Source organism: Verrucomicrobium sp. BvORR106 (assembly GCF_000739655.1).
Taxonomy (GTDB): Bacteria; Verrucomicrobiota; Verrucomicrobiia; order Verrucomicrobiales; family Verrucomicrobiaceae; genus Verrucomicrobium.
On sequence record NZ_BATR01000088.1, the window covers coordinates 1 to 18,079 of the forward strand.

At 62.7% G+C, this 18,079-nt stretch carries 17 protein-coding genes, 1 tRNA gene and 1 pseudogene; 8 read left to right on the forward strand and 11 right to left on the reverse strand.

Annotated elements, in window-relative coordinates; all coding sequences use genetic code 11:
- Positions 1-1,016: FHA domain-containing protein (locus tag BV106_RS35525; protein ID WP_265595656.1), on the reverse strand; the 1,016-nt coding region annotated here is incomplete at its 3' end.
- 120 nt (positions 1,017-1,136) lie between these two features.
- On the opposite strand from BV106_RS35525, the gene BV106_RS13595 reads away from it, so the two are divergent.
- The gene (locus BV106_RS13595) at positions 1,137-1,949 is read left to right on the forward strand and encodes a hypothetical protein (RefSeq protein ID WP_265595657.1); all 813 of its coding nucleotides are present in this window, start codon (positions 1,137-1,139) and stop codon (positions 1,947-1,949) included.
- A 74-nt stretch (positions 1,950-2,023) separates the two neighbouring features.
- The gene (gene ndk / locus BV106_RS13600; RefSeq protein WP_038165491.1) at positions 2,024-2,449 is read left to right on the forward strand and encodes a nucleoside-diphosphate kinase; all 426 of its coding nucleotides are present in this window, start codon (positions 2,024-2,026) and stop codon (positions 2,447-2,449) included.
- A gap of 111 nt (positions 2,450-2,560) precedes the next feature.
- Here the strand turns inward: ndk and BV106_RS13605 are convergent, their stop codons facing one another.
- Positions 2,561-2,980, reverse strand: coding sequence for a TM2 domain-containing protein (locus BV106_RS13605; protein WP_038165493.1), 420 nt, complete (start codon positions 2,978-2,980; stop codon positions 2,561-2,563).
- A gap of 317 nt (positions 2,981-3,297) precedes the next feature.
- Here BV106_RS13605 and infC point away from each other — a divergent pair, with 317 nt between their 5' ends.
- Together infC and BV106_RS13615 are read left to right on the forward strand one after the other, a co-directional pair.
- Positions 3,298-4,146 carry a translation initiation factor IF-3 gene (infC, locus tag BV106_RS13610; RefSeq protein WP_081891708.1) on the forward strand — a complete coding sequence of 283 codons (849 nt, stop codon included), beginning with the start codon at positions 3,298-3,300 and terminating at the stop codon, positions 4,144-4,146.
- A gap of 31 nt (positions 4,147-4,177) precedes the next feature.
- Positions 4,178-4,882, forward strand: coding sequence for a haloacid dehalogenase-like hydrolase (locus tag BV106_RS13615; RefSeq protein WP_051945765.1), 705 nt, complete (start codon positions 4,178-4,180; stop codon positions 4,880-4,882).
- A gap of 113 nt (positions 4,883-4,995) precedes the next feature.
- On the opposite strand, the gene BV106_RS13620 is transcribed toward BV106_RS13615, so the two are convergent.
- Positions 4,996-5,778, reverse strand: a complete 783-nt coding sequence (locus BV106_RS13620) for a DUF1080 domain-containing protein (protein ID WP_038165497.1) — start codon at positions 5,776-5,778, stop codon at positions 4,996-4,998.
- A gap of 142 nt (positions 5,779-5,920) precedes the next feature.
- Between BV106_RS13620 and BV106_RS13625 the strand changes: the two genes are divergently transcribed.
- Positions 5,921-5,997 (forward strand) — tRNA-Met (locus BV106_RS13625).
- Positions 5,998-6,011: 14 nt separating this feature from the next.
- Here the strand turns inward: BV106_RS13625 and BV106_RS38475 are convergent.
- The 6 genes from BV106_RS38475 to ccsA form a co-directional block, all read right to left on the reverse strand.
- A complete protein-coding gene (locus tag BV106_RS38475; protein WP_265595658.1) occupies positions 6,012-6,434 on the reverse strand; it encodes a hypothetical protein in 423 nt (140 codons plus the stop codon).
- Positions 6,435-6,539: 105 nt separating this feature from the next.
- Positions 6,540-7,364, reverse strand: a complete 825-nt coding sequence (locus BV106_RS13635) for a biotin--[acetyl-CoA-carboxylase] ligase (RefSeq protein WP_038165499.1) — start codon at positions 7,362-7,364, stop codon at positions 6,540-6,542.
- Between the two features lie 115 nt (positions 7,365-7,479).
- Positions 7,480-9,006: a uroporphyrinogen-III C-methyltransferase gene (gene cobA, locus BV106_RS13640; RefSeq protein ID WP_038165500.1), complete on the reverse strand. Its 1,527-nt coding sequence runs from the start codon at positions 9,004-9,006 to the stop codon at positions 7,480-7,482.
- Between the two features lie 79 nt (positions 9,007-9,085).
- Positions 9,086-10,042, reverse strand: coding sequence for a hydroxymethylbilane synthase (gene hemC, locus BV106_RS13645; RefSeq protein ID WP_051945767.1), 957 nt, complete (start codon positions 10,040-10,042; stop codon positions 9,086-9,088).
- A gap of 22 nt (positions 10,043-10,064) precedes the next feature.
- The gene (gene hemA, locus BV106_RS13650; RefSeq protein WP_038165501.1) at positions 10,065-11,153 is read right to left on the reverse strand and encodes a glutamyl-tRNA reductase; all 1,089 of its coding nucleotides are present in this window, start codon (positions 11,151-11,153) and stop codon (positions 10,065-10,067) included.
- 77 nt (positions 11,154-11,230) lie between these two features.
- The gene (gene ccsA, locus BV106_RS13655) at positions 11,231-12,010 is read right to left on the reverse strand and encodes a cytochrome c biogenesis protein CcsA (protein WP_038165502.1); all 780 of its coding nucleotides are present in this window, start codon (positions 12,008-12,010) and stop codon (positions 11,231-11,233) included.
- A gap of 169 nt (positions 12,011-12,179) precedes the next feature.
- Here ccsA and BV106_RS13660 point away from each other — a divergent pair.
- The 3 genes and pseudogenes from BV106_RS13660 to BV106_RS13670 all read left to right on the forward strand — a co-directional run bounded on the left by BV106_RS13660 (position 12,180) and on the right by BV106_RS13670 (position 16,298).
- A pseudogene (locus BV106_RS13660) lies at positions 12,180-12,715 on the forward strand (adenine phosphoribosyltransferase).
- 48 nt (positions 12,716-12,763) lie between these two features.
- Entirely contained in the window at positions 12,764-15,568 is a 2,805-nt protein-coding gene (gene glnD / locus BV106_RS13665) for a [protein-PII] uridylyltransferase (RefSeq protein ID WP_038165503.1), read from the forward strand.
- A 361-nt stretch (positions 15,569-15,929) separates the two neighbouring features.
- Positions 15,930-16,298 carry a glyoxalase superfamily protein gene (locus tag BV106_RS13670; protein WP_038165504.1) on the forward strand — a complete coding sequence of 123 codons (369 nt, stop codon included), beginning with the start codon at positions 15,930-15,932 and terminating at the stop codon, positions 16,296-16,298.
- Positions 16,299-16,920: 622 nt separating this feature from the next.
- On the opposite strand, the gene BV106_RS38480 is transcribed toward BV106_RS13670, so the two are convergent.
- Together BV106_RS38480 and BV106_RS38485 are read right to left on the reverse strand one after the other, a co-directional pair.
- On the reverse strand, positions 16,921-17,394 hold the full coding sequence (locus BV106_RS38480) for an ATP-binding protein (RefSeq protein ID WP_265595660.1): 474 nt from the start codon (positions 17,392-17,394) through the stop codon (positions 16,921-16,923).
- Positions 17,346-18,038, reverse strand: a complete 693-nt coding sequence (locus BV106_RS38485) for an HD domain-containing protein (protein WP_265595661.1) — start codon at positions 18,036-18,038, stop codon at positions 17,346-17,348. The genes BV106_RS38480 and BV106_RS38485 overlap by 49 nt, the downstream gene beginning before the upstream one ends.
- Between the last annotated feature and the right edge of the window lie 41 nt (positions 18,039-18,079).

The window sequence follows — 18,079 nt, forward strand, 5'->3', positions numbered from 1 at the left end:
GGGGCGCTCACCACCGGGCGGCTCGCCGGGCCCATGGGGGCGGCTGGACCAGGGCGCTGGGCCACCGGAGCGGGGCCCAGGGGCTTCCCGGCAGGCGGTGCCGAGGGGCGTCCGGGCGCAGGTGCCCCAGGCTTGCCAACAACGGGTGCGACGGGTTTGCCAGGTACGGGAGCCACAGGCTTGCCCGGAACGGGTGCCCCAGGCCTGGCGATGACCGGAGCGCCACCCACTGGCGCGCCACCTGGGCGGGGGGCGACCGGAGCGGCCGGCACACCGGGACGACTGGGGCCTGCGACCGGACCCGCACCGGGGGGCAAGGGGCGCGGACCCGCGCCTTGGCCCGGGATCGGTGCCCGGGGCATGTTCGGAGCGGGAGGAAGGTTGGGTCTCGGGGCCAGATTCGGCGCAGGCGGTGTGCTGGCGGCAGGGGCGGATGATGGAGCCGGTGCCGGAGTTGCGGCTGAGGGAGTGGGGACGCCCGAGGGGACTGGAACTGCTACAGGTGCAGGTGCAGCCTCGGCCAATGCAACTGGCTTGACCTCAGCGTCCGTCGCCGGAGATTTTTCAGCCGCAGGCGTCGGCACTGGCAGCGCGCCTGTGGGGGCGGAGCTTGGCAGCGGGATGAGCTGGGTGGAGCGGTGCCCGCCCTCCAGCTTCTCCGCATCGCGGCGTTTGTCCTCGGCAGAGGAGGTCCCTCCACGGGCCTCGCGCTCCCCACCGGGCAGTCTGGTATCGCGGAAGCGGGCTTCCAGGTGGCCGAAGTTCACCTTGTCCCCGGGCTTCAGGTGAGCCCGTTCCACCCGTTCGTCGTTGACGAACGTGCCGTTGGAGGAATTCAGGTCCACCACTTCATAGAAACCGTCAGGCTGCCTGAGCAGTTCCGCGTGGAAGCTGGAGATCCCGTCGTTTTCGATCAGGATTTCGTTTCGGGCATTGCGCCCAAGGCTGAGCCGATCTTCGACCAGGTCGAAAATGAACTCGTTTCCGTTGTTGAGATTAAACGCCAGATAGGGCATGGGACACTGGGCTGTGCGAAGAAGCCCATTTTAGGTTGCGAGCTTGCGTAACGAAGGAAAACCAGCGGTGAGTCACCGGGTGACTCATTGAAAATGATCGTCACTCCGACTGCCAGAAAAATGAAATTTGGCTTTAATAAAATCTCCATTTCAGGCCGGGTTTCGGGCCTGCTCCTGCTAATCGTCACCACCGTGCTCGCCCTTCCGGCGGAGGCGCAGAATCTCTCCGGGCCTCAACTGGAGCGCATCGGGCGCCGGATCTGGCAGAATGAATGCGCCGGGACAGTCGAAGGCCTCACGAGCTGGAACAAGGGCGAATACTTCGCCTCCCTCGGCATCGGTCACTTCATCTGGTACCCCGCCGGTGTGCAGGGCCCGTTTGAGGAGAGCTTCCCGCCGCTGGTCCGCTGGCTCCAGCAGACCGGGGCTCCCGTGCCGCCGTGGCTGCTAAAGACCCCCGACTGCCCGTGGACCTCCCGCGAATCCTTTGAGGCGGATCGCAACTCCCCCCGGCAGAAGGAGTTGCGCACCCTGCTGGCCCGCACCGTGGCCCAGCAGACGCAGTTCATCATCCACCGGCTGGCTGCGGCCACACCCAAGTTCAAGGCCGCTGCCGGGAAGGCGGCATCCCACGTGGAGCGGAACCTGGCGCTGCTCCAGCAGTCCGCCGCGGGCAATTTCGCCCTCATTGATTACGTCAATTTCAAAGGGGAAGGCCTCAATCCCAAGGAGCGCTACAACGGCCAGGGCTGGGGCCTCCTCCAGGTGCTGATCGAGATGCGGCCGACGGATGCTGCCGGGGCGCCGGCCGCGTTCTCAGAGGCGTCCAAGCGTGTCCTCACCCGCCGCGTCCAGAACGCCCCGGCTGATCGCAAAGAGCAGCGCTGGCTGGAAGGTTGGAAGAACCGCTGCGAGGGCTACAAGTCCGCTTGAGGCGAAATCGTCTCCGAATCCCCCATGGCATCGTGCTTGACTCCCCGAATGCTCTGACCTAAACACTCCGCCCCATGGCCGAACAAACGACCCTCATCCTTCTCAAGCCCGACTGTGTCTCCAAAAATCTCTGTGGCGAAGTGCTCAAGCGCTTTGAAGGAGCCGGTTTCCAGATCCGCGGCCTGAAAATGCTCCAGCTGGACGACGCTGTCCTCGCTGAGCACTACTCCCACATCGCATCCAAGCCCTTCTTCCCGGATGTGGCCGCCTTCATGAAGCAGACGCCCGTGGTGGCAGTCGCGCTCAAGGGCGAAAACGTGATCGACACCGTGCGCACCCTGCTGGGGCCTACGGATTCCAGCAAGGCTGACAAAGGCACCATCCGCGGCGACTTCGGTGGCGACATGATGGTGAACGTGGCTCACGCCTCCGATTCCCCTGAAGCCGCAGCCGCTGAGCTGAAGCGTTTCTTCAAGGACGGCGAAGTGTTCAGCTTCTAAGCCTCCCAGATCGCAAAGCGATTTCCTTTACGGGCGGATGGCGTGAGCCATCCGCCCGTTGTTTTTTTAGTTAAAGGGTGGACTGGCTGAGCCTCGCGCAGCCGGCTGAGGTCAAGCGACTTCGTTCAGGCTGAGGTATTCCCGATTCCGCTCATCCACCTGCTGGTTCAGGGTGCAGTAGTCCCAGGCGTACCCGATGCCCACCAGGCCGCCGGTCAGCGCCCAGATGATGCCGGTGACCCACTTGCCCATGTAGAAGCGGTGGATGCCAAAGATGCCCAGAAAGGTCTGGAGCACCCACGCCACCGAGTAGTCGATGGGGCCGGAGGTGAATTTCAGGTCGGCCTCCCGGTCCATCTTGGGGATCAGGAACAGGTCAACGATCCAGCCGACGAGGAAGAGGCCGAAGGTCAGCATCCAGATGATGCCGCTCACCCGTCGCCCATAATAGAAGCGGTGTGCGCCAAAGAAGCCAAAGATCCATAGGAGGTAGCCGATGGTTTTGCTGTGTGTACTGGAGGTATTGTTCATTGAGGGGTTTGCAGCGGTTGCTGCACGGCAAGTTTAGTGCACCAGGGGGATGAACCCAACCGAAACTGGACAAGATCGAACACGACAGAAAATTCACCTTGCAATCTTGAGAGGAGAGCGTATCCCTACCTGTCTGGCACATAAGGGCGTATTTGACTCGGCCCGCCAGGGATTTTTTCTTCAGCATGTCGTCCAACATTTCGTTTCGCCGCAGCCTCATCCGTTTTGTACAGGATGTGAAAGAGTTGTCGGCTCGCGTATGTTAAGTGTGTCCCGTATGGTACCCACTGCGTTCATGCCCGTATGCTTTGGCATCCATGTTGGATGTCTTTTTGCCATTAACTCACCGGAGGTGCGTCATCAACCCTAGCTTCAATAACAGACCACGACCAGGCTTCAACCGTGGAGGCCGGTTCCAGGATCAAACCCGCGTCAACGACCGTATTCGGTCTCCGAAAGTCCGTGTCATCGATGGTGCCACGAACCAGCAGCTCGGCGTTCTGCCGACAGGTCAAGCAGTCCGCATGGCCAAGGAGCGCGGGATGGATCTCGTGGAAATCTCCGCTTCCGCCGATCCCCCGGTCTGCAAGATCGTGGACTACGGCAAGTACAAGTACGAGCAGGAGAAGAAGAAGAAGGAGTCCGCCAAGGCCCAGAAGGGTGGCAAGCTGAAGGAACTCAAGTTCCGCGTCGGCATCGATCCGCACGACTACCTCATCAAGATCGCCCACGGGGAGGAATTCCTGTCCGAAGGCAACAAGGTCCGTGTCCAGCTCCAGTTCAAAGGTCGCCAGATGGCGCACCAGGAAATCGGTTTCAAGCTCGCCAAGCGCATCCGTGAGGATCTCCTGACGATGGGCCACGTGGACCAGGACCCGAAGATGGCCGGTCGTAACATCAACATGCAGATCTCCCCGTTGCCCGAAAAGCAGCGCCAGCGGAAGTTCGCCAACTTCAAGCACGGGAAGTTCCTTGACCCTGAGGAAGAGGACAACACCCATGAGGAGCACCATGAAGATGACCACCATGATGAGGTGGAGGGCTCCAATGGCGACGCTCCTACGGGCGAAGCTCCTGCTCCCGCTCCCGCGCCTGCACCCAAGCAGAACGGTACCAAGGCGAAGCCTCGTCTGGTGATCGATCCGTCCAACGTGGATTCGGCCTAGTCTTGAACAGAACCCAGTGGAGCCAGCCAGCATGAGCGGAAGCCCAAAGCATCGGCTGCTCCTTTTTGATATCGACGGCACCCTGCTCGACACCGGTGGGGCAGGTGCCGGAGCCCTGCTGGACGCTGCCGAGGAAGTCCTCGGCGTCCTGCGGGAAGATCTCCCGCCTCTGGATCTGGCGGGCGCGACTGATGGCGGCGTGATCCGCAAGCTCTTCGCAGATGCGGGCCAGCCCTTGCAGCCTGATCGCGCGGAGGCCTATTACGCCTCCTACCTCGGGCACCTGCAGCGCCGGGTGCGGCATGACGAATTTGCTGGGCGACTGCTCGGCGGGGTGGTGGACCTGCTCGCCCAGGTGGGCCAGGAAGATCGCTTCTCCGTCGGACTGCTCACGGGCAACATCCGCCGCGGCGCCGTCATCAAGCTGGAGCGCTTCGGTATTCACGGACATTTCCTGGACGGCGGCTTCGGCGATGATGGTGAGGATCGCAACCACCTCGGTCCCGTGGCGGTGCGCCGCATGGCCCAGGCCACGCAGCGGCACTTTACCCCGGAGCAGGTCATCGTGATCGGGGACACACCCCGTGATGTGGCCTGTGCCCATGCCATGGGGGCCAGATGCCTGGCCGTGGCCACGGGCAAGTTTGATCATCCCTCCCTGCAGTCCCTCGGGGCCTGGCGGGTCGAGGAAAATCTGCACGATGCGGCCCGCTTGATTGAGGCGTTCGCCGCCTGATCCTCTGCCTCCGGCCGGGTGATTCGAGGGCATGAAAAATCCCGGGCCCTTTCGCGCCCGGGATTCTAGGTAATAGCTCGGCAGTCTGGCTTGCAGCTGCCGCGTCAGGCTGATCAGGGCAGCGGGCGCACCCAGTAGTTGCGCACGCGCACCGGGGGATCGTTCTTGTGATCCTGGAGACGCACGGGAGCTTTCTCGGGGAAGTCGCCGTCGTAGTTGGTGATGTTCTTGTGCTTGGTCGGGCCCATGATCTTCGTGTGCACCTGCACGCACACGCCGTTCACGAAGGTCGTCACATAGGCGGGCTCCACCACTTTGCCATCCTTCAGCTTCGGTGCGGTGAAGATGATGTCATAGGTCTGCCATTCGCCAGCAGGGCGCACGGCGTTCACCAGCGGCGGCGTCTGACCGTAGATGCAGCCCGTTACGCCATCGGCATAGGTGGGGTTGTTGTAGCAATCCAGCATCTGGCTCTCATAGCGATCCATGAAGAACACGCCGGCGTTGCCCTTCTTCTGGGAGTTGCCCTTGGTCTCCGGAGCGCTCATCCACTCGATGTGGAGCTGGCAGCTCGCAAACTGTTCCTTGGTCCAGCAGTCGCCGCCGGCAATCAGGAGTTCACCATTCTCGACCTTCCATGGGCAGGGTTTGCCATCCTTGCTCACCAGGGCGTCTGTGCTGCCGCCATCAAAGATCACCACGGCATCGGCCGGGGCGCTGGCATTCGTCTTCCCAGGAGCCACCACGGGCGGGGCGGGGCGCTTGATGTCATGCACGCGCCATTCGGTGCCAGGAATGATTGGCGTGTCTTCGTAGCCGATCGGGGAGGGCTTGTCTTCGCCATGGCAGGCTGCGGCAAAGACCGCGAGAAGGGTGAGAGCTGGTAGTTTCTTCATGTGTCAGTGAGGGATGGATCAACAAGGAGGTCTTCGTAGATAGAGAGTCACGCAATGGTGACGCGGGATCTTAAAGATAATCGTAAAATGTTGCAGTTTCCCCTTGCAACAAGCGGATAATGAACGACTCTATAAATCCAATCGCGGGGTGGAGCAGCCCGGTAGCTCGTCAGGCTCATAACCTGAAGGTCACAGGTTCAAATCCTGTCCCCGCAACCAATTTCAGAGAGGCCTTACAGTGAAAGCTGTAAGGCCTTTTTGATGGAGTGATGGAGTGATGGAGTGATCCTCGCCGGCGACTGATGTCGTTTGCCCATCGGCCGCACAGCAGATTTAACAATCTGGGTAAACTCATCGAACCGAATGATGAAGAAGTCCCCTGGCCCATCGTGTTCTCCATCCTCACCGTGGTGCGCTTCTGCACCCAGCCATCGGAGCTGAGCATTGAGACGGTGAGAGGTGGGATGCGGCTCAAGGGGCGTGATTTCGCTTAAAAGCAATACACCAATCCCTGTGCGAACCTCTTCCAAAAAAACGGAGTCCGTATCGCCCTGTTCCTGCTTTGCCAATCCTTCGTGCCTTTGTGCCTTCGTGTGAGAAAATACCTTCTCCACTACGCTGAGCTTCCCCACCGGCAGGATGCCGGTAACACGCACAGGCGGGACGCCCGTGTCACTCCGCCCCAGACCGCCATCCACTCGAGCGCAGCGCCTCAACCAGGCGAAGCCGTCTCAACCAGCAGCCGCCCCGGCGGCAGCGTCTCAACTCCCCAGCCCTACGGGCCTCACTTGTTCCGCGCTCGTGAGCGTCATCACACTGCCGTCCTCGCGCTGCACCACCAGATGCCCTTCCGCATTCAGCGTGGCGGCGACGCCGCGGACTTCGGTGCCGTCCACCATGGCCGTCAGCTTCTTCCCCAGCAGCCAGCTGCGTTGGCGGACTTCATCCACCACCTGCGGATAATGCTCGTCATAGCGGGAGAGCAGGTGGTCCAGGTGCTTCAGCAAGGAGATGGCGATGGTGTTCCGATCCAGCGGCGTGCTGCTGCCTGTGGCCAGGCGGATCGACGTGGCTTGCTGGCTGAGCTCGGGTGGGTACGTGGTGGTGTTCACGTTCAGACCGATGCCCAGCACCATGTAGGCGCTGCCACCACCGGTGAAGGTCTCGGCCAGGATGCCGGCCACCTTGCGGTCGTTCAGATACACATCATTCGGCCACTTGATGGCCGGCTGCAGGTTGAGCTGGGGATTGAACGACTCGATCGCCCGGCAGATGGCCAGTGCGGCGAAGGTGGTGGTGCGAGGCCAGAGGTCCATCTTCACCTCCGGACGGAGCAACACGGAGAGCAGCAGATCCTGCCCGGGCGGGGAGCTCCAGCGGTTTTCCCGTCTGCCGCGGCCGGCCGTTTGTTCCTCGGCCAGCACCACCAGCCCGTGGGGATACCCGGCGCTGCCCAGGTCCCGCACATGGTCACTGGTGGAAGGCAGGGTTTCATGAACCTGTACTTCCGTGCCGAGCGCATGACCGGCCAGAGCGGTGGTCAGGCGGCGGGGCTGGAGGGCGGTGTACTCGGGGGCGAGGGACACGGGACGGGAAGGCTGAATTGGATGATGAAATAGGAACCAAGAACCAAAACGGGCGGGCGGCATCAACGCCACCCGCCCGATCATGATTCAACCCGCTGTGCGCGGCACCTGTTTTTTACTTTTTGGCGAAATGCTTTTCAATCGCCTTCACCAGGCCGGGGATGCTGTGCTCCTTGGCCTCGATGTCGATCCGCACGCCGTGCTTGCGCAGGGTGTCGGAGGTGATGGGGCCGATGCTGGCCACCTTGATGCCCTCTGGCAGCGGCACCTTGAGTTCAAGGAAATGCTCCACGGTGGAGCTGCTGGTGAAGGTGATGACATCCGCGCCTTCCTCCTTGAACTGGGTGATGGACTCGTGATCGGCGTCCTCCGGCACGGTGCGGTAGGCGATGGCCTCGTCCAGGATCGCGCCCAGGCCCACGAGCTCGTTGCCCAGGACCTCGCGGGTGCTCTCCGCTTTCACCCAGAGCACCGTCTGGTTCTCCACGCTCTGTTCCTTGAAGGCCTTGATCAGCCCCTCAGCCACGAACTTCTCCGGCATGAGGTCCACCGCCAGGTGGTAGGCCTTCACGCGCTCGGCCGTGCCGGGCCCGATGGCCGCGATCTTGGCTGCGCCGATGCTGCGGGCGTCATCATAGAGCTTGTAGAACATTTCAAAGAACCGGTCCACCCCGTTCGGGCTGGTGAAGACGATCCACTCATACGTGTGAGAGTCCATCACGAGCTGGCCGAAGGCCTTCAGGTCCTCCGGCGGCTCGATCTTGATGGTGGGGATCTCCAGCACGCTCGCGCCCAGCAGGCTGAGTTGCTTGGTCAGGCCGCCGGCCTGCTGACGCGTGCGGGTGACCACGATGCGCTTGCCAAAGAGCGGCCGTTTCTCGAACCAGTTCAGCTTGTCGCGCTCCAGCACCACGGTGCCGATCACGCACACAGCGGGGGCCTTGAACCCGGTCTCCTGCACAATGCCGGCGATGGTCTCCAGCGTGCCCTCGATGGTGCGCTGGCGGCCCGTGGTGGCCCAGCGGGTGAGCGCAATCGGCGTGTTCGGCTTGGCACCGTTCTCGATGAGTTTCTTGGTGATCTCCTCGATCCGCTCCACGCCCATGAGCATGACCTTCGTGCCATCGGCCTGCGCGATCTTCGCGTAGTCCAGCGAGCTCTCCGGCTTGGTGGGATCCTCATGTCCCGTGAAAATGGTGAGCTGGGAGCAATGAGAGCGATGCGTGACCGGGATGCCCGCATAGGCCGGACCGGCGATGGCGGAGGTGATGCCAGGCACGATCTCAAACGCGATGCCCGCGTCCACTAGCTCGCCTGCCTCTTCCGCCCCGCGACCGAAGAGCACGGGATCGCCGCCCTTCAGACGGGTGACGATCTTGCCCGCACGGGCCTTCTCCACGATGAGCTTGTTGATGCCTTCCTGCGTGAGGGTGTGGTCCTTGGCCTTCTTCCCCACGTAGATCTTCTCCGCATCCGGCCGGGCGTAGCGGAGGAACTCCACGTTGCTCAGGTAGTCATACACCACCACGTCTGCCATCTCGATGCATTCCTTCCCGCGGATCGTGAGCAGGCCCGGATCACCGGGGCCGGCGCCCACGAGGTAACAGATGCCGGTGGAGGAGGACTTGGAGGCAGCAGGCATGATCGATGAAAAAGGGAGGCAGCAGGAAATAACGGAATCGAAATCGGACTCGAAAAGGGAAAACGAACAGGCAGACAGGTCAGAGCGCGGTGACCAGCGCGGCCACTTCAGCGGCCAGTCCCTTGGGCGAGTGATAGGGCTCGGTGGAGGTCACCTCCTTGGGCGGGCGGCTCGGATCGGTCTCGTCAAAGACGCGCACCTTCATCTGCAGCACTCCGTTTTCGAGGAAGGTGTGCGCGCCGATCGGTGTCTGGCAGCCGGCCTTGAGGATGTGGAGGAACTCCCGCTCTGCGGTGACACGGGCGTAGGTCTCCTCGTGATTGATCGCCTTCAGGAACTCCAGGGTGTGGGCGTCATCCACGCGGGCCTCGATGCCGATGGCCCCCTGGCCAGCGGCGGGGAGGAACTCCTCACAGTTAAGGATCACCGCATGCAGCGGCTGGCCGTCCACCACCACGTGCTCGCCATCCAGCAGGGACAGGCGCTCCAGCCCGGCGCGGGCCAGCAGGATGGCATCCAGATCAGAGGGGACAAAGAGCTTGCGGATGCGCGTGGGCACATTCCCGCGGATCTCCACACACTCCACACCCGGGTTCAGCCACTGGAGCTGGCGGATGCGGCGCACGCTGCTGGTGCCCACCTTGGCCCCAGCCGGCAGAGTCGCCAGGGTGTAACCCTCGCGGGAGATGAGCACGTCCTCGATGGGGGCACGCGGCAGCACGCCCGCGATGAAGAATTTCGCGTCCAGCACCGTTGGCACGTCCTTCAGGCTGTGCACGGCGATGTCGATCTCGCCACTGGCCAGGGCGATTTCGAGCTCCTTCGTGAAGATGCCTTTGTCCAGGCGGTCGCCATCGGTGAACTCGGAGAAGCGCAGGTCAGGGCGCTTGTCACCCGTGGTGGCGATGACCTTGCGCTCCACACGCAGGTAGGGGTGGGCGGCGTGCAGCGCGGCCTCGACCATCTCCGCCTGGCGGAGGGCGAGTTCACTGCCGCGGGTGCCCAGTCGGATGGTGTCGGTGAATTGGGAGATCAAGGCGGGCGAAAGGGGAAACGGGTTACGAATTGCGGGGCGTGAGCGGGAGGACGGGATTGTCATCCTCTTCGCGCTGGAGGGCTGCCCCGGAGGCGGAATCTTCTTGATAGCCGAACTTGCGCAACTGCTCTTCGATGATTTCCTCGCACAGCGCGAGGGCGCGTTCCCGCTCGCGACGGCCTTCGTCAGCGATGGCCTGGAGCGCATCCACATCGTAGAGGTACACTTCAGAGATCTCGTTCACGCGCGGATCCACGTCGCGCGGCACGGCGATGTCGATGATGAGCAGGGAGTGGCCGTGGCGCTTGCGCATCACGGGCTCGATGAGCTCCGGCTTCACCACAAAGTGGGGCGCGCTGGTGCTGCTGATGATGATGTCGGCATCGTGAAGCGCGCCTTCCCATTCATCGAACCGCAGGGCCTGACCGCCCATCTCCTTGGCCAGCTCCACCGCGCGGTCGTAGGACCGGTTGGAGATGAAGATGCTCTTCGCCCCGCGGGAGAGCAGGCTCTGGGCGCAGGTGCGGCTCATCTCCCCGGCGCCGATCAGGAGCACGCGGCACTGGCGCAGGTCAAAGATCTTCTCCGCCAGGTCCACCGCCACGCTGCCCACGGAGGTGGAGCCGCGCTGGATGTTGGTGCCATTGCGTACCTGCTTGCCCACGCTGAAGGCGCGCTGGAAGAGCTTGTTGAGCGTGCGTCCCGTGGCCCCGGCCTTGAGCGCCACATTGTAGGCAGCCTTCACCTGGCCAAAGATTTCCGTCTCCCCCAGCACCATGGAGTCCAGCCCGCTCACCACGCGGAAGAGATGCCGCGCGGCATCGGCGTGGCTCAGCTTGTAGGTCGTGAGCGCCTCCCGCTGGGCGGGGTTGAGCTGGAAGTGGTTCACCAGATAATCATGCAGCACCGCCAGCCCCTGCTCGGGGTTGTTGTGATCGCACGAGGTGAATATCTCCACGCGGTTGCAGGTGGAGATGACCGTGCTCTCCTCGAAGCCCGGCAGGCCCTTGATCTGCTGCGCCGCCTCCGGCTGCTTGCTTTCGGCAAAGGCCAGCCGCTCACGCAACTCGATGGGAGTCGTGCGATGGTTCAGGCCGAGGCAGAGAAGCATGGAGGGCGGGGAAGGGGAAAGGGATGCTGGGGTGGCGGGAGAAGCGGGGCGTAAAAGAACGGGCGGAATGGGGCGGGCTATCGGCCGATCACCACCCAGAGCGAGAGAAAGGGGACAAAGAAGCCCAGCACGGAGAGCCAGGCCGTGTGGCGGGCGGAGAGCGTGTGCCGCCACATCAGCAGCAGGATCACGGTGTACAGGCCCAGGATGCTCCAGGAGATGGTCATCTTCACCGTGCTGATGGGCAGGTGGATCTTGAAGGTGGACATCATGGCCACGGCCAGCAGCAGCACCCCCAGCGCGACCATGCGCATGATGGCGCGTGAGAGGTGGTGAATGGGCGGGAGCTGGCGGAACAGGGCGTGAATGCGGTGCTTCTTCAGCAGATGATCCTGCAGGAGGAACATCACGCCCGTGATGCAGGCCAGAGCGAAGGCGGCGTAGGCGATCATCGCCAGCGGGGCGTGCAGATGCTCCCATACAGACATCTTAACGTGCTTCACGGAGCCCGGGTTGTCCGGCATGAAGAGCGCCAGCGTCTGCAGGATGGCGATGAGAGGGGCGGTGAAGAGCCCCAGGAGGGAGAGCCGGTACGTGGCCCCCACCAGGAAGTAGAGGAGCACAATGCACCAGCCGATGAAGATGAAGACCTCAAACTGGCTCGTGAGCGGGCACCGGGCGTGCATCTCCCCCCGCAGGTAGAGGAAGGCGCACTGGAAGGCGAAGCCCACCGCCATGGGGAGGAACTGCCACTTGTTCTCCTGCCAGCGTCCGGCCCGCAGGGCGGCGATCGCATGCACCACGCCCGCCATGAAGGCGACGGTGGAGAGGATCAGGAGCAGGCGGGTGAGTTCCATGGGATTGGAAATGTGGACCAAACAGCGGGGAATGTCGAGCGCGGGACGGGCTTTCCGGAGAGGAAGTGGCCCTTCCGGGGTGGGGTGGGCCCACTGTCTGCTCTCCTTATTCTACGTGCTTGCCCTTGGCCCTCGCGCATGCACTTTGGCCCGCCCCTTCTGCCCCACCATGAACGAAGACTCCCTCCTCCGCCTCCAGACTGCCATTCGCGATGTGCCGGACTTCCCCAGGCCGGGGTGCTTTTTAAGGACATCACCCCTGTCCTGGCCGACGCCGAGCTCCTGAAACTGGCGGTGGACGCCATGGAAGACGTCACCTCCGGGTGGGGCACGGTGGACAAGGTGGTGGGCATCGATGCCCGCGGCTTCATCTTCGGTGCCATGCTCGCCGCCCGCCTGGGCTGCGGCTTCGTCCCCGCGCGGAAAAAGGGCAAGCTCCCCTGGAAGACCCGCACCGTGGACTACGCCCTGGAGTACGGCACCTCCTCCCTGGAGATGCATGAGGATGCCCTCCTGCCCGGAGAGCGCGTCGTGTTGGCAGATGACCTGCTGGCCACCGGTGGCACGGCCGGTGCGGCGCTGGAACTGGTGGAGGCCATGGGCGCCAGCGTGCTGGGCTCTGTGTTTTTCATTGAACTGGCCTTCCTCAGCGGGCGGGAAAAGATCGACCGCTTCGGCCCCGTGAAGTCTGTGCTCGCCTTCTGACCCTCTTACCCTTCAGACTCCGCCAGCGTAAAATTCCTCAGCCGACACATGCCCCAGCTCATCAAGAAGCTCTCCACCCGCGCCCGCGAAGCCCTCGCCAACACGACCGGCAAGTCCCGGTCCAACAGCGAGGTGCTGCGGGCCTTCAAGCGGTTCCGCAAGGTGGAGGAGGCCCGGCTGCGCATGCTGCATCGCGCCGGCGGCAGCGGCATGGAGATCTGCAGCATGCGCTCAGACCTCATCGATGCCGTGCTGAAGCACCTCTGGCAGGAGATGCTGCTGGGCGCGGACGCGGCCCTGCAGGCGAAGACGAAAATCAGCCTCGTGGCCACCGGCGGCTACGGCCGCCGCCAGATGAACCCGGGCAGCGATGTGGACCTGCTCTTCCTCCTCTCGGGCAACAGCACGCAGACCCCTCCCGGTCTGGCCCAGCTTGTTTCCTCCTTCCTCACCATGCTCTGGGACTCCGGCTTCAAGGTCGGGGACTCCTCCACCCGCAGCGTGGGGGAGAACATCAAGCAGGCGAACGCAGACAACCAGGTGAAGACCGCCCTCATCGAGGCGCGGCTCGTCTCCGGTGATCCGGAGCCCTTTGCCGAGCTGGAGCTGCGTTTCGACAAGGAGTGCATGGACGGGCGCGACATCGAGTTCCTCCAGATGCGCCAGAAGGACCTGGCCGAACGCCACGCCAAGCACGAGGACACCGCCTTCGTGCAGGAGCCCAACGTGAAAAACGGCTGCGGCGGTCTGCGCGACTACCACAACGCCCTGTGGATGTCCTACGCCAAGTACCGCACCATCGACCTGAAGGAGATCGTGAAGAAGGTGGAGTTCCCCGCCACCTCGCTCAAGGACATGGAGCGCGCCTATGACTTCATCCTCCGCGTCCGCACGGAGATGCACTACATCGAGAAGCGGGAGAGCGATGTGCTCACGCTGCGCCTCCAGGGCATCGTGGCCACGAACCTCGGCTACCGTCAGAAGAAGATCCTCAACCGCATCGAGGTCTTCATGCGGGACTACTACATGCACAGCAGCAACATGCTGCACCGCTGCAGTGAGCTGATGGACCGTTACCACCTCCAGGCGGTGGAGAACGGGAAGCCAAGCCTGGTGGCCCGCCTGCTGCGCAAGACCGTGCCCAAGGTGGAGAAGTTCGACGGCTTCGTCGCCAAGAACGACCGTCTCTACGCGGAGAGTGCGGAGATCTTCCTGGAGGATCCGCCGCGGCTCATGCGCCTCTTTGTTCACACCCAGCAGCGGCACCTGCGTCTCAGTCCGGAGTTGTTTCATCTGGTCCAGCAGAGCTGGGCGCTCATCAACATCACCTTCCGCTACAACAAGGCGGTGCGGGAGAGCTTTGAGGCCATCCTGAGCCAGCGTGGGGATGTGGCCCGCGTGCTCCGCCAGATGCACCGAGTGGGTTTCCTCGGCCGGTACATGCCGGAGTTCGGCGCGCTCACGTGTCTGGTGCAGCATGAGTTCTTCCACCGCTACACGGCGGATGAGCACACCCTGCGCACCATCGAGAAGATGGATGAGCTGGCGGATGCCACCCCGCAGAAGGGCATGGAGCTCTACAAGCACCTCTTCCGCGAGATGCAGGACCCCTCCATCATGTACATGGCCCTGCTCCTGCATGATTCCGGCCGCGCGCTGAACACCAGCACCCACACGGACGCCAGCGCTGAGCTGGCCAACCGCGTGTGCCGGCGCCTCCAGATCAAGGGCGCCCGCCGCCGGCTCCTCATGTTCCTGGTGGACCACCACCTCACGCTCTACCGCACCGCCACCACAAAGAACCTGGACGATCCCAAGGTGGTCTCCGACTTCGCGGAGGTCATGCGCAACAAGCAGAACCTGGACGCCCTGCTCGTCATGACCCTGGCCGACTCCCGCGGCACCAGTGACAAGAGCTGGAACTCCTGGAAGGAGAGTCTCATCCTCCACCTGTACCACAACACGGTTCGCTATCTCAACGATCCCTCCGATTTCATCAGCAGCATCTCCGCACCCCTGGAGGAGCTCCAGGGAGAGGTGCGCAAGAAGCTGGACTCGTACTACGAGCGCGAGATCGCCGCGCACTTCCAGCACATGCCGCGGAGTTATTTCAACTTCCGCAGCCCGGACATTATCGCGTTTCACATCGAGGCCTTCCGGGGCTTCTTCCGCACTGTGGCCAAGGGGACCTCGCAGGAGGACCTCCTCCCCGGCCTCACCTGGGTGGAGCACCCTGAACAGGGCTGCAGCGAGCTCATTGTCGTCTGCTGGGACCGCCACCTCCTCCTCGCCCGTATCGCCGGCGCCCTCGCCGCCCAGAACATCAACATTCTGAGCGCCGATCTCTATCAACGCAGTGATGATGTCGTGCTCGACGTCTTCCGCGTCTGCCGCACCGACTTCAGCCCGGTGACCAACGAGCGCACCAAGGCCCGGGTGGAATCCAGCGTGAAGACCTCCTTCGAGACCGGTGAGTTCGACTTTAGTCAGGCCATCCAGGAAAACCGCCGCTCGCTCAAAGGGCTGGAAGACGTCGCCGCCGAGGTGCCCCAGCGTGTGTACATCAACAACGATCTCACCACCGACTACAACGTCATCGAGATCCAGGCCCTGGACCGCATCGGTCTTCTGTATGACATCTTCATGGCCATCGGCCAGCTCGGCCTGAACATCTGCCACGCCCGAATCAATACCGAAAAAGGCGTCGCTCTGGATGCCATCTACGTGCAGGACAAGGCCGAACAGAAAGTCGCGGACAAAGACGTGCTGAAAGAGCTGCAATCCCAGCTGGAAGAAGCCGTGTTTTCGTTTGGAAGACAAAGCAGCAGCGGCGCGCTCGCGCTGAGACGGTAGCTCGGTAATTCGGTAAAACAGTAATTCAGTAAACCGGTAATCCAGTAAGCTGGGAGACCAGCAGAGCGCGGGAGGGGGCGCGAAACCGCCCTCCCTCCGGTGGCGCTGGCCAGTAGCGCGAGCTTCACACGCCGCGCTCCCTACACCTGGATGCGAAGCATCTTTGGAGTGCGCGCGGGAACCGCCGCTTTCGCGCCCCTGGTGATACCCTATAACCCAGGCACCCCACCTGCGCCCCTGACCTCCACTTTGCTGTCTTCCTCCCCCGCATCTCCATCCGCACTCGCCCCCGGCTGCCCTTTACCTTCCACCCCTTGACCAACAAGGTAACATCTAACGGAGAAACCTCTTTGCTCAGAACATGAAACTCCAGGCACCCATCCCTCTGTTCCGCATTTTTGACCATCAGCTCGCCCGGGCCTTCTATCTGGGCTGGCTGGGATTCAAGCTCGACTGGGAGCACCAGTTCAGCCCCAACTCTCCACGCTACCTTCAGGTCTCCCGCGACGAGCTGGTATTGCATCTCTCGGAGCACTACGGCGACTGCACCCCCGGCTCCAAGATCCTGGTCCATCTTGACGACGTGACGGCCCTTCACGCAGAACTCGCCACCCGCCCCAACCCCAACATGAACCCAGGAATCGAAATCGCCCCCTGGGGGGCCAAGGTCCTGGAAGTCATCGACCCGTTCGGGAATCGTATCTGCTTCAATCAGGCGGTGAAGGAGTGAGCGGAGAGAGTGAGCAGAGAGAGGGGGCTGGAGACTCCACCCACCTTCCCTCCTGCCTCAACTTCCCCAAAGCCGACCGTAGTTGTCGACGTGAGGAGGCACTAATTTCCTCGTCTATCACGCTGCGGCAAGAATGACGACCAAGGAGCCAACGCTCTCGCCAGAACGCTCGGGAGCGGAGCGCTTCGTAGTCGCACACCGATCGCGCTATCCCCGTCGCAGACGCTTCAGCTAGTGCCTCCTCACGTCGACAACTACAACCGCCTCTGCCTCAGCTCCGGCAGAGGGAATAACTCAATCGGCCATTGTCACCGCCGTCAGCCTGTGTGCTCGCGCGAAGCTGGACGACTCTGTTTGTAGTACAATCTAAAGATTGAACTGCGAACAGCTTCCCGCAGCCTTGGGCATCTCTTCATTATGGCCCTCTCTCCCGCCAGCAACCCGATGCCGGAGGCATCACAGCCATTAGCCGGATGGTTGAAGGAGCGTAGCGACTGATACCTCCGGAAATCTCCCCAAACGTATCCCATCCCGGAGGGATGGCAGCAAGGCCCATTCTCCCACTCCAACCCTCCAACCCTCCATCACTCCATCACTCCATCACTCCGATCCCGCTCCCCCTTCAACCAAGCACCACAAACGTCACCCCATGCCCCTCCGCCACATCCGGCACCTCCACCTTCCCCGCCAGTTTCTCAATCACACTCGCGGGCACCGGATCCTTCCTTCCAGCATTCCGCTTCAGCACATCTCTCAAATCAGCCTCCAGGTAAACGATCTCAATCCACGCGCCATACCCGGCAAACAGATCCACCCAGCGTTTCCTCAAACTCACGGTCAGGTTCGTGGCATTGAACGCAAAGTCCTCCCCGGCGCGCAGATGCTGGCGGCAACGCTCCCGCGCCTCCTGAATCACGCGTCCTTGGTTTTCGGTGGCATCCACATCCAGATCATCCCGCACCGCGTCCAGGGACACCACCGGCAGCTCCCGCCGGTTCCGCGCCAGCCAGGTGTCCTTGCCCACGCCGGGCAGGCCGCTCATCATGATCACGCGACATTTGTAATCCTCATGCGGCACATGGTGCAGATCGCCCACGGCCTCCCGAAAATACAGAAACCGCGCCTGGCATTGGCAAAAGGATAGGGCCCGTCATAGCACCCGTGCTCCACCGCCACATCGCGCCAGAGGTTCAGCATCTCCTCGGTCCGTACGGTCCCATCAGCATCGCGACCGCGGGTGTCTGCCAGGGCAAAGAGATGCAGCAGCCGGTTCTTCACCAGACACGACAAACGGATCACCTCCTGCTCGGGGTGCGCCTTCTCCAGGAGATACGGAGGCCGACCGTGATAGCGCACCAGGCGCACGATCTCCTCGCGCAGCTCCAGCGGACATCCCAGCTCCGCCAGGACGCCCCGCGCCAGGCTGGCCCCGACAATGGAATGCCTTAGCGACCGCAACCGCCCGGTTTCCGGATCCAGCGCGGTGGTGGCCGGTTTGCCTGAATCATGCAAGAGCGCGGTGAACAGCAGCTTGAGTTGGTCCTCTCGACCCAGTTCCTCGTACCCCTCCAGCTTCTCCACCTCCGCACACACCATCAGGGTATGCGTCCACACATCCCCCTCCGCATGCCAGATCGCATCCTGCTGGCACGCCCGCATGGCATCTGCCCACTCACTCCCCGCCGCCCAGCGGATGATCTCCTCATTCGAGCCCTTCGAAATGTCCTGCCAGTTTCTCATGCCCAATTTCAACTCATAACCCTTAACTCATAACATCTAAC